This window comes from Hamadaea sp. NPDC051192, assembly GCF_040682475.1.
GTDB classification, from domain to species: domain Bacteria; phylum Actinomycetota; class Actinomycetes; order Mycobacteriales; family Micromonosporaceae; genus Hamadaea; species Hamadaea flava.
In genome coordinates this window covers 16978-39804 of record NZ_JBFBAZ010000006.1, presented here as the reverse complement: position 1 = coordinate 39804, position 22827 = coordinate 16978, and the positions used below count along the sequence as shown (strand labels likewise).

16 protein-coding genes and 1 tRNA gene are annotated in these 22827 nt (G+C 68.5%); 12 read left to right on the top strand and 5 right to left on the bottom strand.

The annotated features are described in order from the left end of the window. Positions 1-135: 135 nt before the first annotated feature. Positions 136-2475 (bottom strand): tetratricopeptide repeat protein, encoded by a 2340-nt coding sequence (locus AB0M47_RS04245; RefSeq protein ID WP_363408124.1) that lies wholly within the window; start codon positions 2473-2475, stop codon positions 136-138. A gap of 174 nt (positions 2476-2649) precedes the next feature. On the opposite strand from AB0M47_RS04245, the gene AB0M47_RS04240 reads away from it, so the two are divergent. From AB0M47_RS04240 to AB0M47_RS04220, 5 genes are all read left to right on the top strand, one after another. Further along, positions 2650-4116 (top strand): TIGR02710 family CRISPR-associated CARF protein, encoded by a 1467-nt coding sequence (locus AB0M47_RS04240; protein ID WP_363408121.1) that lies wholly within the window; start codon positions 2650-2652, stop codon positions 4114-4116. Between the two features lie 86 nt (positions 4117-4202). Beyond that, complete coding sequence (locus AB0M47_RS04235) at positions 4203-6902, top strand: AAA domain-containing protein (RefSeq protein ID WP_363408118.1); 2700 nt, start codon at positions 4203-4205, stop codon at positions 6900-6902. After that, entirely contained in the window at positions 6896-7522 is a 627-nt protein-coding gene (locus AB0M47_RS04230; RefSeq protein ID WP_363408115.1) for a C-terminal helicase domain-containing protein, read from the top strand. The genes AB0M47_RS04235 and AB0M47_RS04230 overlap by 7 nt, the downstream gene beginning before the upstream one ends. Beyond that, the gene (locus AB0M47_RS04225; RefSeq protein ID WP_363408113.1) at positions 7519-8748 is read left to right on the top strand and encodes a hypothetical protein; all 1230 of its coding nucleotides are present in this window, start codon (positions 7519-7521) and stop codon (positions 8746-8748) included. The genes AB0M47_RS04230 and AB0M47_RS04225 overlap by 4 nt, the downstream gene beginning before the upstream one ends. After that, a complete protein-coding gene (locus AB0M47_RS04220; RefSeq protein ID WP_363408110.1) occupies positions 8741-10324 on the top strand; it encodes a phosphatidylserine/phosphatidylglycerophosphate/cardiolipin synthase family protein in 1584 nt (527 codons plus the stop codon). Before AB0M47_RS04225 ends, AB0M47_RS04220 begins: the two co-directional genes overlap by 8 nt. 82 nt (positions 10325-10406) lie before the next feature. Here the strand turns inward: AB0M47_RS04220 and AB0M47_RS04215 are convergent, their stop codons facing one another. Next, positions 10407-11261 (bottom strand): geranyl diphosphate 2-C-methyltransferase, encoded by an 855-nt coding sequence (locus AB0M47_RS04215; protein ID WP_363408107.1) that lies wholly within the window; start codon positions 11259-11261, stop codon positions 10407-10409. An 11-nt stretch (positions 11262-11272) separates the two neighbouring features. Continuing rightward, positions 11273-12379 (bottom strand): hypothetical protein, encoded by a 1107-nt coding sequence (locus tag AB0M47_RS04210; protein WP_363408104.1) that lies wholly within the window; start codon positions 12377-12379, stop codon positions 11273-11275. A 169-nt stretch (positions 12380-12548) separates the two neighbouring features. Between AB0M47_RS04210 and AB0M47_RS04205 the strand changes: the two genes are divergently transcribed. Further along, on the top strand, positions 12549-13961 hold the full coding sequence (locus tag AB0M47_RS04205; RefSeq protein WP_363408101.1) for a family 2B encapsulin nanocompartment shell protein: 1413 nt from the start codon (positions 12549-12551) through the stop codon (positions 13959-13961). A gap of 151 nt (positions 13962-14112) precedes the next feature. Here AB0M47_RS04205 and trmB read toward each other — a convergent pair whose 3' ends face one another. After that, a complete protein-coding gene (trmB, locus tag AB0M47_RS04200; RefSeq protein ID WP_363408098.1) occupies positions 14113-14796 on the bottom strand; it encodes a tRNA (guanosine(46)-N7)-methyltransferase TrmB in 684 nt (227 codons plus the stop codon). A gap of 153 nt (positions 14797-14949) precedes the next feature. Here trmB and AB0M47_RS04195 point away from each other — a divergent pair, with 153 nt between their 5' ends. After that, positions 14950-18291: a phosphodiester glycosidase family protein gene (locus AB0M47_RS04195; protein ID WP_363408095.1), complete on the top strand. Its 3342-nt coding sequence runs from the start codon at positions 14950-14952 to the stop codon at positions 18289-18291. 75 nt (positions 18292-18366) lie between these two features. On the opposite strand, the gene AB0M47_RS04190 is transcribed toward AB0M47_RS04195, so the two are convergent. Beyond that, complete coding sequence (locus AB0M47_RS04190; RefSeq protein ID WP_363408092.1) at positions 18367-19023, bottom strand: hypothetical protein; 657 nt, start codon at positions 19021-19023, stop codon at positions 18367-18369. Between the two features lie 361 nt (positions 19024-19384). Between AB0M47_RS04190 and AB0M47_RS04185 the strand changes: the two genes are divergently transcribed. From AB0M47_RS04185 to AB0M47_RS04165, 5 genes are all read left to right on the top strand, one after another. Beyond that, positions 19385-20164 carry a hypothetical protein gene (locus AB0M47_RS04185; protein ID WP_363408089.1) on the top strand — a complete coding sequence of 260 codons (780 nt, stop codon included), beginning with the start codon at positions 19385-19387 and terminating at the stop codon, positions 20162-20164. A 248-nt stretch (positions 20165-20412) separates the two neighbouring features. Continuing rightward, a tRNA-Leu gene (locus AB0M47_RS04180) sits at positions 20413-20499 on the top strand. Positions 20500-20657: 158 nt separating this feature from the next. Continuing rightward, positions 20658-20993, top strand: a complete 336-nt coding sequence (locus AB0M47_RS04175) for a hypothetical protein (protein ID WP_363408086.1) — start codon at positions 20658-20660, stop codon at positions 20991-20993. 127 nt (positions 20994-21120) lie between these two features. Next, positions 21121-22128 (top strand): site-specific integrase, encoded by a 1008-nt coding sequence (locus AB0M47_RS04170; protein WP_363408083.1) that lies wholly within the window; start codon positions 21121-21123, stop codon positions 22126-22128. A 151-nt stretch (positions 22129-22279) separates the two neighbouring features. Further along, positions 22280-22792 (top strand): hypothetical protein, encoded by a 513-nt coding sequence (locus AB0M47_RS04165; protein ID WP_363408080.1) that lies wholly within the window; start codon positions 22280-22282, stop codon positions 22790-22792. Positions 22793-22827: the final 35 nt, after the last annotated feature.

The following is a 22827-nucleotide window of genomic DNA, read 5'->3' as shown; positions in this document are numbered from 1 at the left end:
CGCGGGCTTGCCCCACCATCGTTTCGTCCATAGATCATCGTGGACAGGAGGTCGACCGGAGATTGACCGGCACTTTCCGGCCCGCCTGAGTTCAGGCGGCTCCGCCCGGCCGGTGGCGCGCCGGGTTCGACCGGCTCATTTCGCGGCGGCGAGCTTCGCCTGGATCTTGCTGGTGTCGGCACCGAGGGAGACCAGGATGTCCAGCGCCTGCCGCCAGGCGGCCTGAGCCGAGCCGGGGCCACCGGCGGCCAGGTGAGCGTCGCCGAGCAGCCCGAGGGCCTCCGCCTCCAGCTGCCGATCACCGATTTCCCGGCGGAGGCGTACGGCGTGTTCGTAGGAGCGGACGGCTTCTGTCGTAGCCCCGAGTTCGAGGTGGGCGTGACCGATGCTGCCCCAGGTGATCGCCTGCCCCAGCAGGTTGTCGGCGGAGGTGAACAGGGCCAGTGCTTCTTCGCAGCTGGCGAGCGCGGCTTGGTGATCGCCCAGTTGAGCGTGAGACCAGCCGATGGCGTTGAGCGCGAAGGCCTGGCCGGTCACGTGCCCGGCCGCCCGATGCAGTCGCAACGCCTCCTGGGCATGGCCTAGGGCGCCCTCGGGCTGGTTGTTCTGGTCGCAGATCCAGCCGAGGTTCAGTTCGACCCGGGCCTGCCCGGCCAGGTCGCCGAGCAGCCGATACCGATCGAACGCCTGCTCGAGGTGGCGCTGCGCGTCGGCGTAACGGCTGAGGGAGATGTCGGCGAAGGCGAGCACATTGTGGGCGTACGCCTCAGCGCGGTGATCGCCGAGCCGGACGGTCGCCGCCAGCGCCACCTGGAGGCTGCTGGTCCAGTCCTGCCAGTAGCCACGCCGAAGCAGGTACGTCGTGACGGCCCAGGCCAGATGACACGTGTGGTGGTCGAACCCGTGATCGGCCGTCGCTTGCAGCACTGACAGCAGCACCTGGTGCTCGTCGCCGAACCAGCCGATCGCGTGATCACGGTCGGCCAGGGTAACCGTGGCGACCCCGGGTCCAGGCGGATCGATCGGCAGCCGGTCGCGTTGCGGATACAGCAGCTTGTCGGCGGCGTACGCGGCGGCCAGGTAGTGATCGAACAACCGGGAACGGGCGGCGTGCTGATCGGCCGCGGTGTCCTGCTCCGACGCCAGCTCGGCGGCGTACGCCCGCAGCAGGTCGTGGCAGGTGTACCGGCCGGGCCGGTGCTCGGTCAGCAGATGCGCCCTGGTCAACTCGGCCAGCCGGCGGCGCGCCTGCGCAGGGGTGACGCCGGTGAGGCTGGCCGCCGCGGCGACCGAGAAGTCCGGTCCCGGATGTACGCTCAGCAGCCGGAACAGCCGGGCGGTCGGCTCGTCGAGGGTCCGATACGACCACGACATGACCAGCCGCAGGTCGGTGACCGGTTCGCCGCCGTCGAAAGCATCCAGCCGAGCCGCGCCCAGCTGAGCTGCGTCCGGGCGATCGGAGCCCGGGCCACCGGCACCTGGGCGAACTGCGCCCGCGCGATCGGCGTCCGGGCTGTCGGGGCGCGAGTGATCCGGCGTTGGGCGAAGATCGGCCGCGACGTCCGAGAGAGCGAATCCACTATGGATGGCCGCCCGCGCGGCGACCACGGACAGCGCCAGCGGCAACCCGGCCGAAGCGCCGACGATGGCGTCGACCGCGGCCGGCTCGGCCGTCACCCGATCCGCGCCCAGCCGCCGCGTCAGCAGTTCGCGGGACTCGTCCGGCGTCAGGAGATTCAGCGTGATCGGATGCGCGCCGTCCACGCTGACCAGTCCGGGGAGCTGATCCCGGCTGGTGACGACGACGAAGCACCCCGGCGCGCCCGGCAGCAGCGGGCGTACCTGGCCGGCGTCTCCGGCGTTGTCCAGCAGCACCAGCACCCGTCGCCCGTTCAGCAGGCTCCGGTAGCGGGCGATCTGTTCGTCCATGGTGGTCGGCATCCGGTCGCCCGGGCCGGTGAGCGCGTTGACGAACCCGGCCAGCGCCGTGCTCGGGCTCACCGGCGTACCGGTCGGGTCGAAGCCGCGCAGATTGACGTAGAGCTGACCGTCGGGGAAGTGCCGGGCGACCCGATGCGCCCAGTGCACCGCGAGCGTGGTCTTGCCCACGCCGGCGGTGCCGGACACGGTCGCGAGGACCATCGCGGTCGGCTGATCCGCCGACCGCGCCAGGATCTCGTCCAGCCGGGCCAGCGCGTCGGCGCGGCCGACGAAACCGTAGCCGTCTGCGGGCAGTTGCGCCGGTACGCCGGACGAGGGAGCGGAAGCCGGTGCCCCGGTGAGGAACCGGTCGCGCTCGGCGCCGTGCAGGTCGAAGGCGTCGGCCAGCAACAGCATGGTCGCCGGCCGGGGCCGGGCGATGCGGCCCGCCTCCAGATCCCGAATGTGCCGGACCGACAGCCCCGTCTTGGCGGCCAGATCCTCTTGGGTCAGCGCGCTACGCCGCCGATGTTCCCGTGCTGCCTCCCCGAACACCCGATCACGGTAACGACAGTGTCCGGCGTGGACAATCGGCGGATTCGACGGTGATCGCCGGTGGACCGGCCGTATCGATGATCTCGCCCCTGCGCCGAGGTGCCTCGTGCAGCGATACATGGCAGTATGTATGGCTGTCTGATCTAGCGACGGGCACGCGGGAGGGACGACGGGGTGGAAGACGAGGACGATCCGTTCGCTTCTCATCTGGCTCGAATGCGGAGGATCGGCGAAAGGGAAGAGCCCTATCGCGGCGGCAGTCCTTACGAACAGGCGACGAACTACTATCTGGACCATCTGGTCGATCGGTGTGCGGATGAGGCGCGGCGGCGGCTGCCGCCGGGCCACCCGACCTCCATCGACCTGCTGATCTGCATGACAGGCATGTCGCCGCGGCCGATTGTGCTCGCCTACAAGGTATTGCGTCCCAAGCGGCTCGTGTTGATCACTTCCGACGCGGCGCATGAGAGTGTGAACGTGGTCCATGATCATCTCGTCATGGGCGGCTCGTTGCGCGGCGCAGACTTCTCGGCTCGCCCGTGTGTGGCGACCGATCCGCTGGAGATCTACCGCATCGTTCGAGAAGAAGTCGACATCGTGACGCGGCGCAACTCCGGCTCGATCGCGGCGTACATCGACATCACCGGCGGCCGCAAGGTCATGGGCGCCAGCGCGGCGCTGGCGGCCTGGCAGCTCAATCTCGGCCTGTCGTATGTCGACGGCCTCTACGACGGCGACTTGAAACAGGCGGTGCCGGGATCGGACCGGATGCTGCTGCTGGACAACCCGACGTCGATCTTCGGCGACCAGGAGATGCAGGTCGCGCGTCAAGCGTTCGCCAGCGGCGACTTCGACGTGGCTCAAAACCGCTACGACGACCTGTCCGCCCGGCTCGTGCAACCCGCCCGGCCGCGCTTCATGGGCGCTCTGTCGGCGCTCTATCGTGCCTGGTCCAATCTCGACCGAGACGCTCTGCCCGGTGCGATCGAGCGGGTGGAGACCGAGCTTGCCCTGGTACGCCGGGAGCTGCCGCACGACGTCGAACACACGGTCTTCGACCAGCTGATGCACCTGAAGGACTTGGCTCGTGGGGATCCGCGAGCGTTGCTGCTCACCTTCAGCCTGCTGGACGATCACTACCGGCGCCTTGGACGGCATGACTTCGCGGCGCTGTTCTCCTACCGGACGATCGAACAGTGCCTTTCCGCGCATTTCAAGGCGAGCTATGGGGGCTTCGCACTGGACAACCCGGACTGGGACCTGCTCGGCTGGGACCGGCAGCTGCTGCGGGAGTCGTACGAGCGGATGGTGAACCTCGTCCGCGGGACGCAAGGTCGGAGGTCGCTGCCGTCGCAGTTCGGCCCGTTCGCGGCGGCGGTTCTCATCGCGGTCTTGGGCGATCCGCTGGCGGGGCCGGCGGAGTTGGACGCGGCTGACGCGTTGCGACGACTCGAGCAGTTGGCGAAAGCGCGGAACCGATCTGTGCTGGCGCATGGCGAGGAGTTCATAGACGTCGACCTGTCCAGTGAACTGAACCAGAAGGCCCATCGGGTGCTGAGCGCCTACTGGCAGGTGCATCACGCCGGCGAGGAGCTTGCCGATCGGCTGAGCCGCCTCGCCTTCCTGCGAGGCGACTGGTGACGGCGGCGCGATCAGGTCCTCGCGGATCGACGTTCGTCGGACCATGGCTGGAAGAGTTCAGGGACCAGCTTGCACAGGTCCGTCAGGTGTTCCACGAGCCGGCGCTCCATCTCGCGGCATTCGACGCATTGGATCAGCGGCTCGGCCGCAACGGGCTTACCCGAGACAGGGTCGAGCGCGAGCTGGCTGAGGGAGTCTTCGATGCCTGGGAGATCAACGACGGTTCCAGTGACCGGCGTCGGTTCAAGCTGCCGACTCGCCGGCTGGAGGTGGCGCTGCATAGCGAGCGCTCGTACAGCGGCCCATGGACACTCACGGTGCTGGACAACGCGACGCCGCGGCGCGACGCGCCTGCCCCCTCGGACCTGCCGGTCATCCCAGGCCGGGTGACCTTGTATTACCCGGCCGATGCTCCGTCCTGCGATCTGAAGCCGCTGATCGAGGAGGTTCGGTCGCGGAGGTGGGCAGCCGAGGCCGAACGCACGCTGACACGGGTCCGGTTGTCACCACGAATGCAGGCGCAGTTGCGAGACGACGTCCGCCGCCGGTTCGGCTCGCTCCGCGCGCTCATGGAGCTCGACAAGCAGCGTGCGGCCAAGGGCGACCGGGCGCTGACCGAGGGAAGCGTGGTGGACGGGGCGGAGGTGTACGGGCCGACCCACCCGTACGCCGGCGAGCTGGTCGTGCGGCTGGACACCTCGGCGCCGTTCCAGATTGGCGACGATCTCTGCCGGCTTGCGGTCTGGCCGGTCGGAGAGCCGAAGAGCAGCGCGATCCTCGACGCGATCGAGATCGTCGACGAGGTGGTGGTGCTCGGCCTTCCTCGGTCCGGTGAGAGCGAACGACTGACTCGCTGGGCCCGACCAGGGAAGCGAGTCACCGTCTCGGAGACGGGACAGTTCCGTTTCCGGCGACATCTGATCGCGCTGTACAACTTTCTCGACGAGAAGACCACCGGGAACTGGACTGCCTTGGCGACCCTGCTGTGCGATCCGGCGCAGCTTGCCCACACGCATCGGCCGGATGAGCGGTGGGACGCCCGCCGGGCGCTCAACGTGCGGCAACGTCGTGCCGTCGCCGGCGCGTTGGACGCTCGGCACGCGTATGTCGTCCAGGGTCCGCCGGGGACGGGAAAGACCCAGGTCATCGCAGAGATCGCCGGCCGGCTCGTGGAACGAGGCGAACGAGTGCTGCTGACCGCGCCGACCCATGTGGCGCTGGACGAGGTGCTCCAACGGGTCACGGATGACGACGGGGTCCTGCCGCTGCGTCTGTCTTGGAACGACAAGTTCGTCGCGGAGGAAGTGCGGCGTTTCACGCTGAGCGGATACGACGCCACGATCGCGGCGAACCTGCGCATCCCCTCGACGAGCAAGATGGAGCAGTGGAGGAGGCGTCTGGGCGAACTGGGAGCCCAGCGCGGTGCCGTCGACGAGTGGCAGATGAGCCTGATCGAGCTACGGCGTGCGGAGAACGAGTCACAGGCCAGATCGGAGTACGCGGTTCGGCGGGTCACCGAGTTTCACGCGACGATGGCGGCGATTCATGCCGACCTCGAGGGCCTGCGGCAGCGGATCGTTCATCTCGGCCATGACCTTCAGCGGCTGCGCGAGGACGAGAGTGCGATTTCAGTTCGTCTTACGGAGCTCCAGCCGACCCGGGGCTGGTTCGGCCGGCTCCTTGACTCGGCCGGCATCGGGGTCGTCGCGCGGCTTACCGCAAAAGCAGCGAGGACGCGGCAGCAGCAGCAGGTGACGATAGACCAAGATCGCCGGGCCCGTGGGCAATGGCACGAGCGGTTCACCGTTGGCGAGCAGATCACCTCAGCGCATCCCGGCAACGTCCAGGCCGATCAGGCCGCCATCAGTGTGGCGGCACAAGTTCGAAGTTCGGCGTCCGAGCGGCATGCGAAGGCGGCGTACGGCCTGACGGTCAACGGCATCGCTGAACTGGTGAGCGACGAGAAGAGTACGGAGGGCTTCCGCCGACATCTGGAGCACGAATACAGCAGCATTCAGACGTTGGCGGCCGTTCAACAAGAATGGTTCGACCTCGTCGGCCTGACCGGCGCCGACGCTGCGGCAGATCAGCGGCAGGCGGAGGCGGTAATCGGTCGCGCGTTGTCGAGCGCCGTCAACCTCGTGTGCTCCACCACCACCGGTTTCGGCGGCGCCAAAAACTATCGCGACCTGGACTATGACACGTTGATCGTGGACGAGGCCAGCAAGGTCACCGTCGGCGAGTTCCTGATTCCCGCTCTGCGAGCGCGCCGATGGATTCTCGTCGGTGACGAGAAGCAGCTCACGCCCTTCGTCGATCCGGTCGTCGAACATCACATCCACGCCATGGCGGCGATCCACCTGCACGAACGCGGTGACAGCCCAGACGTCGGGTCCGCAGTGGAACTGCTGGGCTCATTGTGGACGGACCTGGAAGACGTCGAGTCCCATCCCTTTCGCACGCGCAACGTCAAGGCGATCGCCCGGCGGCTGGTGGAGCACGACCTCTGGGACGTCGCGCACCGGCAGACCTATCGCGATCAGCTCCGGCACCTGCCCCGCGACGAACCCGAACGACGGTTGCTGGAGGCCATGCGCGATCATCTGGTGACCAGCCTCTTTCAGCGTTGCGCGGCTGACATCGACCCGCAGAACGGTCCGCGGACGAAGTTGGTCGAACAGCGGCGGATGCCTTCGGCCATAGCCGAACTCGTTCGCGTACCCGTCTACGGCGGAGACTACCTGTCGCCTCGGCCGAGGACGCGGCCCTGCCGCAGCCGTTGCTGACGCCGTCGTTCACCCGGCCCGTAGTCTTCCTCGACACCGCCAGCCAGGCGTGGCCGTGGGACGACCTCCCCGACGGCAGTACCAGCTTCGTCAATGAGCTTGAGGCCGAGTGGGTCGTCGAGACCTGCCGCCGCTTCAACGGTGAGCTGGCACAGCTTGGCGTACCAGGGACGACGAGCATCAGCGTCCTCGCCTTCTATGGCGCCCAGGCGAGACTGATCCGGCACAAGCTCGGCTATCCCCGGTATTCGCGGTTCCCCAAGCTGGACTTCAAGGTCGTCGACTCGATCGATCGGATCCAGGGCCAGCAGAGCGACATCGTCGTCATCTCCTTCTGCCGAACGTTCGGCCGTCCGGCCGAGCGCAACGGTCGGCCACGTCCGCCGGGAAGAGCACCGGCCGGCTGGGCCGCATGGCTGCAGAACCTCAACCGGCTCAACGTGGCCTGCACGCGGGCCCGCCGGTCGATCGTGCTGGTCGGGCACCGTCCCACGCTGAGCGCCCTGCGCGCCACGCCGGAGGTCCAGCGGTTCTACGCGAACATGTTCGACCTGCAGCAGCGAGGGATCATGGAGGTCAACGTGGACTGGACCAAGGCATCCCACCGGCAGCGTCGATGATGACCAGCTTCCGCCGGACCGACGACCTTCCGCCGACCGATCGGCCGACTCTTCACGTCACTTGGGCTCGCCTGGCCATGTTGTGGTGGCGCGACACGCAGGTCACGGTCCCCGAACAGGTTGAGCTGACCCCGTTGGACCACTTCGCGCTTGCCGCCGTAGCCCGGCTCGGGAGCCTCGACGCTCCGGCTTTCGAGGAGTTCACCGGCTTGCCGCGGCTCGTGTTCAACGGGCTGGCTCGCCGATTGCACAGCCTCCGCCTGCTCGAGTGGCGCGACGAAGTCATGCGCCCGTGGCAAGATCACGCGTCCGTGCAGAACGGGCAGAACGCCATCAGGTCGAGCACGATATCGGTGGATCTCCTATACCTGCCCGAGATCGATGATCTGCTGGTGATTCCAGAAGGGCTCGCCGACTGGGAGAGATCGGGAGTCGATCCGGCCGGTGCGGCGCCGTTGCCGCTCGGAATGCACAAGACCAGCTTTCGGGAGCTGGTCGGCGCCAAGTTGAGCGCCGGCCTCATCGCCGACCTGCCGGCTGGTGTGATCTCCTTGGCCGACGAGGCGGATGAGGAGCTGACCGCCATGGCGGGGGCCACACCGCGGCCGCCGGTGCCGGTCTGCCCAGTGTTCGAGTGTGCGGCGACCCTGGTCCTAGGCGAGCAGCATCGGCGGATACAGGTCGAATTCATCGGCAACTCCAAGCGGCGGGCCGGTCGCGAAAACCGGGTGGCGCTGGATCTGACTGGCGCGTCAGGACTTGCGGAGCGTTGGTCGGGCGAAGTGTCGGGACTTGCCGAGCGGCGTGACGAACTCGACAAAGCCATGCGCGCGCTTGGGCTCACCGAGCCGCCGCACCCGAAACTCACCGTGGACGACTCCGGATCGTGGTGGTTGTCCGTCAGCGGCAGGCATGCGCGCGTACTGGCAGAGACGGGGCTACTGACCTTGCCGATCGGGCTCGAAGTCCGGCGCCGTCACGTTCACGCGACTGTCGCCCTGCGGCTCCGGCCGGCCGATGATGAGGCGCGGCTACTGCTCCGCCGGGACGAAGCGCTGCAAGCCGTTCTGCAGGATCACGTCATGCAAGGCGAGCCGATAGATCACCATGATCCACGCGTACGCGAGGGCGGGGGCGTGACCGCCTTGATGGCGCGAGCATGGCACCTCAAATACTTCACCGTGGTTCACGCGATGCGGGAGAACGAGGACTTCGCCTATGTCTGAGCCGGCCGACGTGATCGACCTCGGCAGTATTCGGTCCAGTGAAGGATTCTTCCTTCTGCGCGACCATCCGGCCGCGCCGGCGCCCACTCCGGAAGGCGACGATCAGTGGGCCTTCTGCTCCACGTTTCGCGCGTCGCCGCCATCGTTGCGCGATGCGGTCTTCGATCTCATTCGCAACGCCACCCACAAGGTCTTCATCACCAGTTTCATCATCGGCGACGACGAGCTGATCGAGTTGCTGGCGCAGACGGCCCGCCGCTTGACGGGCGGGGTGTACGTCATCAGCGGACTGAACGAGGCAAGCCTGCGAAGAGGCCTGGCGCATCTCGCCGACCGAGCGGGAGGAGACGAGATCAGCGCGAAGGTCGAGGCCGAGAAGAAGCGGTTCGTCTCGTTGACGAACCAGGGTGTCGCAGTCCGGGGCCACGACAACTGCCATGCGAAGTTCGTCGTCGTGGACGACAGCGCGGCCTGGGTCGGCACGGCGAATCTCGAGACGCGCGCGTTCAACCACGTCGGCGAGGTGGGCGTCGTTCTGCGTGACAGGCGTTCGGTCGACCGCCTCGCCAAACTGTTCGCCCGTATGTGGTTGACGGACTGCGCCTACGAATTGCCCGCGTTCGTCGACGGGTACCGAGTCAAGGAGCGCCAGGACCGTCGCGCGGCCGGATTCGCCGTGCCCGAGCCGATCCTCGACGGGCAGGCGTCGGTCATCTGGACCGATGAGCTTGCGGCCACCGATCCCTCGCACGCGGTACGCCGTCGCCGGGCGAGTCTGCATCACAGTCTGCTCGATGTGATCGACAAGGCGCGCGAGAACCTGCTCCTGGCGAGCTACAGCTTGAATCTGATGGCCAAGCGACCGGATCTTCTCCTCGACCGTGTCGCTGCCGCTGTCGGCCGAGGCGTCCAGGTCGAGCTGCTGGTCAGGGCGCTCAACGACCGGAATCGACATCGCGAGGACGCTGGACGGTTCCACGACCTCGGCGTACGCGTCCTGGCCGACGACAGCAATCACGCCAAGGCGGCCGTAGCCGACGATCGGTACGGCGCGCTTTTCTCGGCGAACTTCGATGCCGAACACGGACTCGTCCCCGGATCCGGCATCGAGGTGGGAGCTCGGCTGGACGGTACCTCTGCCCTGGCGCACCTCCACCAGTACCTCCGACATGCGCTTCAGCACGCGACCCGTGCCTACCTGCCGAGGCCGACCGCTCGCGAGCTCAATGCCGGCCTTGGCGTCGCTGTGCCCCAATGGCCGCTGGAGGCTGTGATTCGCGTCGGCTGCGACGACGTGACATGGCATCTCTTCAGGACAGAGGCCGAGCGGGGACCGGTGACGTGGGACCAGCAGGATGCGAAGTCGGTCGCCCTCCGCGCCGGGGGCCGACGGTTTCGACTCAGCTCGCGGGGCGGGACCTATGCCATGACTCACGACACTGAGGCGAAGGGCGTGGACGCATTGGCGGAGGTGGTCCGTGATGCCCATCGGCGCCATCCGAAGGGCCGAAGTCGCGGCGTCTGCACCGCCGTCGTCCATCGGGCCGCAGACCCCGGTAGCGGTCCGGCCACATGACTCTCGGCGGCGATGAAGAGCTGTGATGTTGCGAGACCAAAGGGCGTCCGGCCCGGCGGCAGCCGAGCCGGACGCCCCTTGGTCAGATCCGGTCGGCGACGATCATCAGGTACTGGAACGAGCCGTCGCGGTAGGAGGACAGGAACGGCTGCTCGATGCCGCTGCGGACCGAGGACTGCATGCGCAGTTCCCAGTACGGGATGGTCAACGGGGTCAGGTCGACCACCTTGACCGGCACCAGGCCGTTGGCCGCGAGCGCCTTGAAGTAGGTGCTGCGGGCGTGCACGTTGCACAGATAGTGGCTGTCGATGGTGCGTACGGCGGCGGACTTGTCACCCAGCACGTCGTTGTAGCAGCCGGTGATGTTGACGTAGCGGCCGCCGGGGCGCAGGATCCGGGCGAATTCGCGGTACAGGTCGAACAGGTCGACGTACATGGTCGTCTCGTTCGTCCACACCGTACTGATCGAGCCGTCGTCGATTCCGGTGTGCAGCATGTCGTGCAGGTGGAACCGGACGTGACTGTCGATGCCGCGTTCGACCGCCTGTTGGTTGGCGAAGTCGGCCTGCACCTCGGAGATCGTCATGCCGTCCACGTGGCAGCCGAACCGGGCGTGCGCCATGATGCTCGTGCCGCCCCGGCCGCAGCCGCCGTCGAAGAGCCGGTCCTCGGGCTTGATCGGGCCGAACTGGTCCAGGAGCAGGTCGGCCTGGGCCGTCTCCAGCCGGTGCAGCTCCTTGATGATCTCCTGGTCCCGGATCGCCCAGGGCGCCCTGGACACCGCCGGATCGGGCGTGCCGATGCCGTAGTGGTGATGGTAGAGGCCGTCGACCTTGCCGAGTTCCTCGTTGACCGGGTCGGTGGTGTGCACCCGCCAGTACGCGGCCACGCCCTTCTGATAGTCGCTGAGCGCCAGTTCTTGAGTGATGGGGGCCATCGCGGTACTCCTTATTCGGTGCGGTGGTCGGCGTCGCGGAACCGGACGCTGCTGCGGTGCCATTCCCGGCTGCCGGCCGCCCAGTTGCGGATGCCAGCCAGGAAGAAGTGGAGTTCCACGGAGCCGATCTCGGTCAGCTCGCGGCACTCGTCGTCGAAGGCGGCCATCACCTCGTTGTGGATGTCGACGCTGATCGCGGCGGCCTCCGCCAGGCTGCAACCGCGTTCAGCGGACACCACGAGCGGCAGACCGCCGTCGGGGCTGTCCTGGGCGCTCTCCTTGGCCATCGAGTACAGGTCGTTGACGATCACCGTCGTCAGGCCGAGGAGTTTGGTGGCCCGCCGCAGCCGGGGTTCGAAGTACAGCTCGGCCGGCAGTTGGTACCCGGTGACCAGATCGGTGGTGGTGACGCAGGGCAGGAAGCTGTTGACCTGGCGGGCGGCCAGGTATCGCCACACCGGCGGCATCTCGCCGGTGACGCGCCAGCTCATCTCGCCGGTGGTGCCGATGAAGAAGTGGTCGTTCTCCAGGATCGCCCGGCCGAGCTGAGCCGGCGTGCCGAACCGGCTCAGCTCCTCCACACTGGACCGCAGTGCGGCCAGGATCGGGTCGGCCGCGATGGCGGCGTCGAGCTGGGCCTGATATCCGCCGACGAGCTGACCGCGGTCGATCGCGGCCAGGGCCAGGGTGAGCCGGGAACCCAGCAGTGCCGGTTCGGCGCCCAACGCCTCGTCGTCGCAGTAATAGTCGTCCATCACGGTCAGCGCCGCCGTCCACGACGCGGTGGCGAACAACCGGTCGACGTCGTCGCTGTCGGGGTGGGCGAGCATCGCGAACCGGCCGAAGTTGGCCACCCGCAGCATCGTCATCACCGACGGCGGGAACCCGAGTGCCTCGGCCCAGCTGAGGACCCGGTTGTTGACCTGCTCGCCGAGCGGTTCGTCGATGCGTACCGGCTCGGGGCAGTGCAGGCCCGGGAACGGGTCCGTCGCCCGGGACGGTGACTCTGCGGCGACCGGCGCCGTCGGGGGAGCGGCGATCGGCTCGGCGGCGGCGAGCAGCGCCCGGAACGCGGAGGTGCCCAGCCCGGTCGGATTCGGCGGTGACCAATACGTCATGACTCGCTCCGGGGAGGTCGGGGAGGTCGGGGTGGTGACGGATCCGGTCAACCGTCATCGCCGATTATGGGCAACCATGGACTGTTTGTCCAATATTGAGGTGTTACAGCCAGAGCTGGCTATACTTGCGCGCAATGCTGGGTTAGGGCACTGATAGGTGGAATGCGCAATGACGAGCACAGTGGAGCCTCAGACCGACAACTCCCCGCCGGCGCAGCTGAGTCTGAGCACCGCGGCGGCCCGCAACCTCGCGACGACGACGAAGTCCGTCCCGCAGATGCAGGAGATCTCCTCCCGCTGGCTGCAACGCAGACTCCCCTGGGTGTCCATCGACGGTGGCACCTATCGGGTGAACCGGCGGCTCAGCTACACCCTCGGCGACGGCCTGCTGACCTTCACCAACGTGGGTGCGGCGATGCGGGTCGTACCGGCCGAGCTGACCGAGCTGCCGGTCCTGCGCGGCTTCGGCGACGAGGACGTCCTCACCGCACTGGCCGACCGGTTCGTCCAGCGTGAGTACCGGGCGGGCGAGGTGATCGCCGAGTTCGGCTCCGTCGTCGACGAGGTGCTACTCGTCGCGCACGGCAAGATCGACAAGGTCGGCGTCGGGGCGTACGACGCCGCGGTGCGCCTCGGCGTACTCGCCGACGGCCAGTTCCTCGGCGAGCAGGCCCTCGCCGGACCGGACGGGATCTGGGACTACACCGCCCGCGCGATCACGCCCGTGACGGTGCTCGCGCTGTCCGCCGAGGAATTCGGTCGGTTCCTCGACCTGGCCGAACCGCTGCGGGCCCACCTCGAGCAGGCGCGTACCGCCGGACGGCGACCCCAGAACAAGTACGGCGAGGCCGAGATCGCGTTGGCCGCCGGGCACGTCGGCGAGCAGACCCTGCCCGGCACGTTCGTCGACTACGAGCTGAGCCCCCGCGAGTACCAGCTCAGCGTCGCCCAGACCGTGCTCCGGGTGCACACGCGGGTGGCCGACCTCTACAACGAGCCGATGAATCAGACCGAGCAGCAGCTCCGGCTCACCGTCGAGGCGCTGCGCGAGCGGCAGGAATTCGAACTCGTCAACAACCGGGACTTCGGCCTGCTGCACAACGCCGACCTCAAGCAGCGCATCCACACCCGCACCGGCCCGCCGACCCCGGACGACCTCGATGAACTGCTGTCGATGCGGCGCGGCACGAACCTGATCTTCGCCCACCCCAAGGCGATCTCCGCGTTCTTCCGCGAGTGCACCCACCGCGGCATCTACCCCGACACCCCGGTCGTTGACGGGCACAAGGTGCTCGCCTGGCGCGGCGTGCCGATCTACGCCTGCGGCAAGATCCCCGTCAGCGACAGCCACACCACCGCCATCATCGCCATGCGTACGGGGGAGGACGAGCAGGGGGTGATCGGCCTACGCCCCACGTCGCTTCCCGACCAGTATGCCGACGGGCTCAACGTGCGCTTCATGGGGATCAACGAGCAGGCCGTGATGTCCTACCTGGTGAGCGCGTACTATTCCGCCGCGGTCCTCACCCCTGACGCGCTCGGCGTACTGGAGCACGTCCAGGTCGCCCACTACCACGACTGATCACAATGGACGAGTGAACCGGCGTCCGGTCCGCGTCAGGCGGGCCGGACGTCGTCCATCGTGAACGCGGGGAAGTCGCTCGGATCGGGTTCGGCGTGCTCGCGGCCGCCGGCGCGGCACGATACGCGATCGAACCGTCCGGCGATGCCCCTCAGACTCGCTGGAACACCAGGTCCGCGATCGGTCGGCCGGCGTCGATTCCGCGCTGCTCGAACTTGGTCACCGGACGCCGGTCGGGGCGTTGTGCGTATCCCTGTGTTGTATTGACCAGGCCGGGGTCCGCGGTCAGGACTTCCAGCATGACCTCCGCGTATTCGGGCCAGTCGGTGGCACAGTGGAGCGTGCCGCCGACGCGCAGCGCGGCCCGCAGAACCGCGACGTTCTCCGGGCGGATGAGGCGGCGCTTGTGGTGCCGGGCCTTGGGCCACGGGTCCGGGAAGAAGATGTGGATCGCATCGACGCTGCCCGGTTCGAGCATGCGCGTGAGCAGGGTGATCGCGTCGCCGCGGGCGACGCGGACGTTGCCGAGCCCCGCGGAGCCGATCAGGCCGAGCAGGTGCGCGATGCCCGCGTAATGCACCTCGACCGCGAGATAGTCGCGCTCCGGGTCCGCGGCGGCCATGATCGCGGTCGCCTCACCCATCCCGGACCCGATCTCGACGACCAGGGGTGCGCGGCGCCCGAAGATCGCCGCCGGATCCGTGCTTCGCTCTTCGACTTGTACGCCGAAAGCCGGCCACAGGTCCTGGAAGTCGGCCTCGCGCTGCGGGCTGACCCGGCCACGGCGCGGGTGGAAGCTGCGGATGCGGTGGGGTGTGGAGATCGTTTCGCTCATGACGCCCACCAGGATACCGGCGACCGCCGACCAGAAAATTCTTAACGAGTACACGTTAAGTCTTGAAAAGATTTGCCAACCAGGGTTCTACTGCATGGCATGTTCCCCCCTCGACGTTTCCCCCCGAGACGGCTTCTCGCCCTTTCGCTCGCGGTGACGACCGCGTTCGCGTTCGGCGGCGTGGCGGTCGCCCAGGCAGCAGAGACGCAGGCCGCGCCCGCGATCGAGACCGCGCGGACGACCCGGCCGGTGGCGCCCGGTGTGACCCTGACCTCGTTCGACACCGTCGACGCCAGTGGCTGGCTGCGAGCCGACGCGCTGACCACCGACCTCGGCGGTGGCATCACCGTCGACTACCTGAGCCCTGGGACGGTCGCCGCTGACGAGACCGTACGCCAGATGACCACTCACGACGGCAAGGCGACCCGGCCGGTCGCGGCGGTCAACGGCGACTTCTTCGACATCAACAACTCCGGCGCGGCCCTCGGCATCGGCGTCCACAGCGGACAGCTCGTGCAGTCGCCGACCGCCGGCTGGTCGAACGCCGTCGGCTTCAGCGCCGAAGGCATCGGCCGCATCCTGCAGGTCGGCTTCGACGGCAGCGCCACCTGGGACGGCGGGGCGCCGGGGAGCCTCTCGGGCGAGCCGCCAGGAGTGCATTCAGTGGCGCTGACCCAGTTCAACAACCGCGTGCAGAACGGCGGCATCGGCCTGATCACGCCGCTGTGGGGCAGCTACACCCGCCAGCGCGCGGTCGACGGGGCGTCGGATGTCACCGAGGTCACCCTCGTCGACGGCGTCGTCACCGCGATCGGCTCGGCCGCCGGCACCGGGACCATCCCGGCTGGGACGACCATCCTGCTCGGTCGCGAAGCCGGCGCGGTCGCGCTGCGCAACCTGGCCGTCGGAACCCACGTGACCGTGGCGTACCAGCCCAAGACGTCCGACGGCAGCCCCCTGTACGCCGCGGTCGGCGGCAACTACCTGCTCGTCAAGGACGGCGTACCGCAGGACTTCGACGACGTCGCCCTGGCGGCCCGCAGCGCGGTCGGCTTCAACCGCGAGGGCACCAAGATGTACCTGCTCACCATCGACGGCAAGCAGGCCAACAGCGCCGGCGTCACGCTGGGCAAGTGGGCCCAGATCGTCGCCGACTTCGGGGCGTACAACGCGCTCAACATCGACGGCGGCGGCTCCTCGACGCTGCTCGCCCGCAAGCCCGGCGAGGCCGACCTCACCCTGGAGAACAGCCCGTCCGACGGCAGCGAGCGAGCGGTGGCCAACGGCCTCGGCCTGTACGCCCCGGTCGGCAGCGGCAAGCTCACCGGCTACTGGGTCGCGCCGACCGCCGACCCGGCCGCCGCGCCCGGCTCCGACCAGGTCACCCTGGCCCGGCCGGACCGCGTGTTCCCGGGCCTGACCCGCAAGCTGACCGCCAACGGCTACGACGAGACCTACGGCCCAGCCACAGGTACGCCACTGTGGCGGTCCAGCATGGTGCCGGTCGGCTGGGTGACCTCCGACAACGTCTTCCACGCCGGATTCCCCGGCCAGACGACGGTGACCGCGTTCCGCGGCAAGGCCACCGGCTCGGCCAAGCTGACCGTGCTCGGCGCGCTCGACCGCATCCGGCCCACCGTCGAACGGCTCGGCCTGTCGTCCGGCTCCACCGGAGCGTTCGGCCTCGTCGGCTACGACGACGCCGGAGCCACCGCGCCGATCGAGCCCGGCGACGCCAAGCTCGACTACGACCACGACCTGTTCGAGGTGACCGCCACCCCGAACGGCACCTTCACCGTCAAGCCGCTGGTGTCGACCGGCGCCGGCCTGATCACCGCGACGGTGCAGGGCCACACGGCCAGCGTCGCCATCACCGTCGGCCTCACCGACGTAACGGCCGCCACGTTCGACGACGCGGCTAAGTGGACGGTGTCCACGGCCCGGGCGACGGCCACCATCGCGCCGACCGCCGACGGCCACACCGGGCAGGGCATCAAGCTCAGCTACGACTTCACCCAGTCGACCGCCACCCGGGCGGCGTACGTGAACCCGCCGACCCAGTTCACGATCGACGGCCAGCCGCAGGGCTTCGGGCTGTGGATCTACGGCAACGGCAAGGGGGAGTGGCCCGCCCTCGAGTTCTACGACGGCCTCGGCCAGGCGCAGATCCTGCGTAGCGACTACATCACCTGGACCGGCTGGAAGTACGTCGAGTTCAAGGTCCCGGTCGGCGTCGCGTACCCGCTGAAGCTGCGGCGCTTCTACGTGGTGGAGACCAAGGCGGCCGCCCAGTACAAGGGCGAGGTGATCATCGACGACCTGGTGGCGAAGGTGCCCCCGACCGTCGTCTCCCCGGCCGTGCCGAAGGTCGTCGACCCGATCGTCGGCTCCTACGGCGCGGTGAACTCCAAGGACTGGCGCTTCGCCGTCATGTCCGACTCCCAGTTCGTCGCCCGGTCGCCCGACAGCGACATCGTGCGCAACGCTCGGCGTACGCTGCAGGAGATCAAGGCGGCCAAGCCGGACTTCCTGATCATCGACGGCGACTTCGTGGATGAGGCGTCCCCGGCCGACATCGCGTTCGCCAAGCAGGTCCTGGACGAAGAACTCGGCGGCGCACTGCCGTACTACTACGTCCCGGGCAACCACGAGGTCATGGGCGGCCCGATCGCCAACTTCCAGGCGGTGTTCGGCGACACCCACCGAGTGTTCGACCACAACGGCACCCGGTTCGTCACCCTCGACACCTCGGCGCTGTCCATCCGCGGCTCCGGCTACGACCAGTACGCCATGCTCCGGTCGGCATTGGACACCGCGGCGACCGACCCGGCCATCGGCTCGGTGGTCCTCGTCGAGCACGTCCCGCCGCAGGACCCGACCCCGGGCAAGGGCAGCCAGCTCAACGACCGCAAGGAAGCCGGCCTGATCGAGAAGTGGCTGGCCGACTTCCAGACCAAGACCGGCAAGGGCGCGGCCTTCCTCGGCGGCCACGTCGGCACCTTCCACGCGTCCCGAGTGGACGGAGTGCCGTACTTCATCAACGGCAACTCCGGCAAGAATCCGGCCACCCCCGCCGACGACGGCGGATTCACCGGCTGGACCATGTGGGGCGTCGACAAGGTCGCCCACCCGCGCCCCTACACCGGCCTGCCGCTGATCCCGTGCGGACCAGGCAACTGGCTCACCGCCCAGGTGAACCCGCACGTCGACGGCATCTCCGTCACCGTGCCGGCCGTCACCGTCGGCGCCTCCGTCGACGTGTCCGCCTCGCTCACCCAGCCCGGCGGGCGGATCGTGCCCGTCGCGTACCCGGTGAGCTTCGCCTGGAAGGGCGGCGACGGACTCCACATCGGACCGCGACGTACCGCGAACCGCGGCGACATCGCGGCCTTCGACCCCGCGACCGGGCAGCTGACCGGGCTGCGCGCGGGCACGGCGACCCTCGCGGTCACCGTCAACGGCATCACCCAGGAGGTCGTCGTCACGGTTTCGTGACAACGACACACGGGGGCCGGACCGCAGGTCAGGGCGGTCCGGCCCCCTTTTCTCCGTGCCTCCCCGCGCGCCGGGTCAGGCGGCCTTGGGCAGTGGGCCCCACATCGCGGTGAACCCGGCGGCCTCACCGGTCAGCCAGCTGTCGACGTCGTCGAACGCGCCCTGGAGCTCGTCGAGCCGATGCGGCACCCCACGCCGGACGTCGACGAGCACCGGTACGCCATTCGGCAGGATCTGATCCATATAGCGCCGCATGAGGTGCAGCGACGCCGTGACCGTCTCCGCCGTCGGCGGCTGCTCGTCGAAGTGCAGCCGGACAGCCTCCTTGCGACCGTCGTCGTACCGCAGGCCGAAGTGTGCGCTGACCTTCACCGGCAGATCGCCGAGCATGCCCAGGGCCTCCCGCGTCGGCGTCAGCCCGAACTCGCCGGGCTCGCCGAGCGTCTCCAGGTACTCCGCGGCACCAGTCGTCAGCGCCGCGTAGAGCCGACGCCACCGGGGCGCGACCGACTGCGCGATGTCGGCCAGGTGCAAACCGCCGGTCCGAAACTGGATGTCAGCCTTGAGCGCCTTCAGAAACTGGCCGTGCGGATTGAAGCCGCCACCCGTCTCACGGCGCCGGCGAAGTCCACCGACGTACGCCGCCTTCGTCGGGCCGGTCTGATCGACATAGCGGGTGAACGCGAGCAACGTGGCGTAGGGCAGCGAACGGGTAGCGGAAGGGGTGGACATGTCGGCTCCCTCGTGTCGGCGCAGCAGGTCAGCGACCCTGTTTCGTACACACATTCTAAACCGGACCACTGACATTCACCACTGTCCGCTACCTGGCCGTCACTCGCCGTCTGGGCTGTGACCTGCGCAGACTCTCGGCCTCCTATTTCTCCGCCAACCTGGCACATTTTCGGGGTGTGGCGTCGCTCACCCTCCTCGAACACCTGTCCCCACCCCGCCCCGTTGATCATGGAGTTAACCGTTGTCTCGACGGTGTGTCGCAGGCACGAAGACCATGATCAACAGCCCGGCCGACTGCTCGTTCCGTGAATGTCGGCGAATGTTGGTTGACCGCTACGCGGAGATATTGTTAAGTATCTCAATGAGTTTTCGTTTCACCCGCCGAGCGGCGCTCGTCTGCGTCGCCGTCGCGGCCATGACCGCCCTGCCGGCCATGCCGGCGCTGGCCGCTGCCGCCCCCGTCGTGGACGTCGACCTCGTCACCATCCACGAGGACGCCGACGACGTGCTGACCAGCGACCAGTTCTCCACCCAGTCGCCCAACGAGTTGCTCGTCGCGATGTTCTCCGCCGACGGCCCCAGCAGCGGCAACGGAACCCAGGTCGTCTCCGGTGTGACCGGCTGCGGCCTGACCTGGACCGAAGTGGGCACCGCCAACGACTATCCCGGCATCGCGGCCGTCTTCAGCGCGTACGCCACCTCGACGGTCACTGACTGCCAGGTCTCCGGAGACCTCGACTACGCCTTCGACGGCATGGTCCACATCCTGTCCTTCACCGGCGCGGCGTCGCAGATCACCGAGGTCCACGCGCTGTCGACCTACTACGGCGACGCCGGCTTCGCAGCCGTGGCCGTACCGGCCGACAACTCCAGGGTCTACCAGGTCGGACACAACTGGGGCGCGGCCGAGGTCCCGACGCCGGTCGGCGGCGACACGCAGCGGCCGCAGCAGGAGGTCCCCGCCTCCCTGCTCAGCGTCTACCTGAGCGACTACGGCGACACCAGCTATGTGGCCCAGATCGACGACCCGCTCGCGGCGACGCCGACCGGAACCGACCAGTACAGCGGCCTGGCCCTGTGGTTCCCGAGTGAGGCGGACGGCGGGATCAACTCGGTCGGCTTCGCGGTCGCACCCGCCTGACCGATTCAAGATCGGAACGGGTTCACGCGGGCGAGCGTTCGCCCGCGTGAGCCCTCCGTCTCCGGCTTCTCCGGTCGCGCACTTCCGACCGCAGGACGTGACGGCTTCGAAGGCCGTCTAGCAGCCTCGACGCGCGAAGGGATACCCCCTGTGCATGATCGTGGCAGGCCGTGTAAAGTTGTGGCTCGTGCGGCTAAGCCGGACACCAAGGGCCTGGTGCCTACGGTGCGGGCGAAGTCGGACCACCTGTCCGGGTGGCGGAATGGCAGACGCGCTAGCTTGAGGTGCTAGTGCCCGTATAGGGCGTGGGGGTTCAAGTCCCCCCTCGGACACCACGATCTTCACGGAACGGCCATCGGCTACAGCGAATCGTAGCTGGTTGCAGGCCACTGCCGTGGAGCGGACGGGATGCACGCCGGCATACTCCTATCGAGGGTCACCCCCTCGATAAACGCCTCGCTAGCCCCGAGAGCCGGTGGCGACCATGAGGCGCGTGCCACCACCTGACTGCCCGTCCGAACAGCCGATCGCCGCGCTGATCCCCGCGGCCCTTGCCCGCCCCCGGCCCGAACCCGCCCCGGTCGGCGATCTGCCGCCCGACCCGTCCGGCGGCGACGGTGATGCCACGGCGTACGCCTGCGCGCGCCTCAACCCGTCCGGCGTGATCCGGGCCGGCAAGGTCCTCACCGCGCTCGGCTGGACGCCGCACGATCGGGTCGCCTTCACCGTCGAGCACGGCTGCATCGTCGCGGCCCTGGCCGAGCACGGCGGCCGGCCGATCGGAGCGGGCGGATCCCTCGTGCTGCCGATCGCGGCCCGGCGGATGTGAGCCATTCTCACCGGCTCGCAGGTCCTTCTCGCCGCCCTTTCCGATCGGGGCCTGCTCGTCGTCCATCCGATCGCGAGGATCGACCGGCAACTGGCCCGCCGGCACTTCCAGATCATCAGGAGCCACGATGGCCGCCCCGGCTGACCGGATCGCGGCCGCCTGGCGGATGCTCGCCGACCTCGGCGTCACCATCACCGACCTACGCGACGATCTCCGTGCCCGGCACCCGATGCCAACCGTGGGGGAGTACCTGCCCGTAGTCGCGGCGGCCGCCGGGCCCGGAGCCCGGCGCACCTACGGCAACTACTGGACCCGGATGGGCGTCCTGTGGGGCGACCGGCGGCTGGACGAGGTCACCGCCACCGACATCGAAGCCCTGCGCCACCAGGCCGCCGAATCGGCGGTGTCGCGACGCAACAGCCGCCACGGCCGGCACGCCGGAGAACACGTCATCGCCGCCGCCCGCGCCTTCTACAACCGCGCGATCGCCGACGCACTGATCGACTCCGGTGCCAGCCCCGCCCACCAAGTGGCCAAACCTCGCCGGCTGCCCAACACCCGGCGGGCGCTGACTGCAGACGAACTCGCGCAGATCAACGAAGCCGCCCGCGCCGGCGGCAACGACGTCGTCCTCGATGCCCTGCTGCTACGCCTGCACACCGAAACCGCCTGCCGCCGCGGCGGCGCCCTCGGACTGCGCCTGGCCGATCTCGACGTGCGCAACGGGCAGGTGCATCTGACCGAGAAGGGCGGCACCCAACGCTGGCAGCCCATCACCGTCGACCTCGCCCGGCACCTTTCCGCCCTCGCCCGGGCCCGCGGCGCGGCGCTGCCGACCGACAAGCTGCTCCGCTATCGTGGCGGCCGTCCGCTGACCAGCCGCCGCTACGACCACCTCTGGAAACGCCTGGGCGAACAGTTGCCTTGGGTCGCGATGCTCGGCGTGTCCACCCACTGGCTGCGCCACACCACCCTGACCTGGGTCGAACGCCACTTCGGATACGGCATCGCCCGCGCCTACGCCGGACACACCGACTCCACCGGACCCGCCACCACCACCTACATCAAGGGCCAGACCCATGAAGTCGCCGCCGCCCTGTCCGCGATGACGGGCCAGCCACACCCCCTTGCTTGACCGCGAACGTCGGCGCGACGTTCCAGGCTGCCGGAAGCGCCATTCAACCCGGAAGGACTCGCCTGGCGAGCCGGGCGCCGGCGGTATCTCAGGGGATCGGTCGATGGCCCCACTGACAAGGCATGTCGCACGGGTCGATATGGTCCGGCGCATGTTTGAAGGGGTACGTCGTTGGTGCTGGCTGGCCGGCGTAGGCGCGGTCCTGGTCGTTGCCGGGTTCCTGCTGTGGCCACGAGCTGATACGGAGCCTCTGGCGAGGCAGTACCGTGACGTCAGTGCCTGTTTGCTGACCGATTCGGCCGGGATTGCTGCGGCGGATGTTCAGCCTGTCTGGGCCGGTATGCAGGACGCCTCGCTCCAGACGCTGGGTCAGGTTCGATATGCGGAGATCGCGGGAGAGCAGGATATTGCGAACGGGCGGACGTTCGTCAACACGCTGGTGCTTGGCAAGTGCTTGGTCATCGTCGGAGCGGGGAAACTGCCGGTCGAGACGATCGCTGCGGTGGCGAGAGAGAGCCCGCAGCAGAGGTTTGTCATCGTCAGCTCTGGCGGTCCGGCCCTTACGCCCGGTACAGGCAATCTGTCGCTGATTTCCGCTTCAGGTCCGGATGCTTCGCGGGCGGCCGTGAGCAGTGCCGTTGCGGGAGTACTGAGTGGATCGTGATCAAACCGTAGTGGAGACTGCCTGAATAGGTCTTG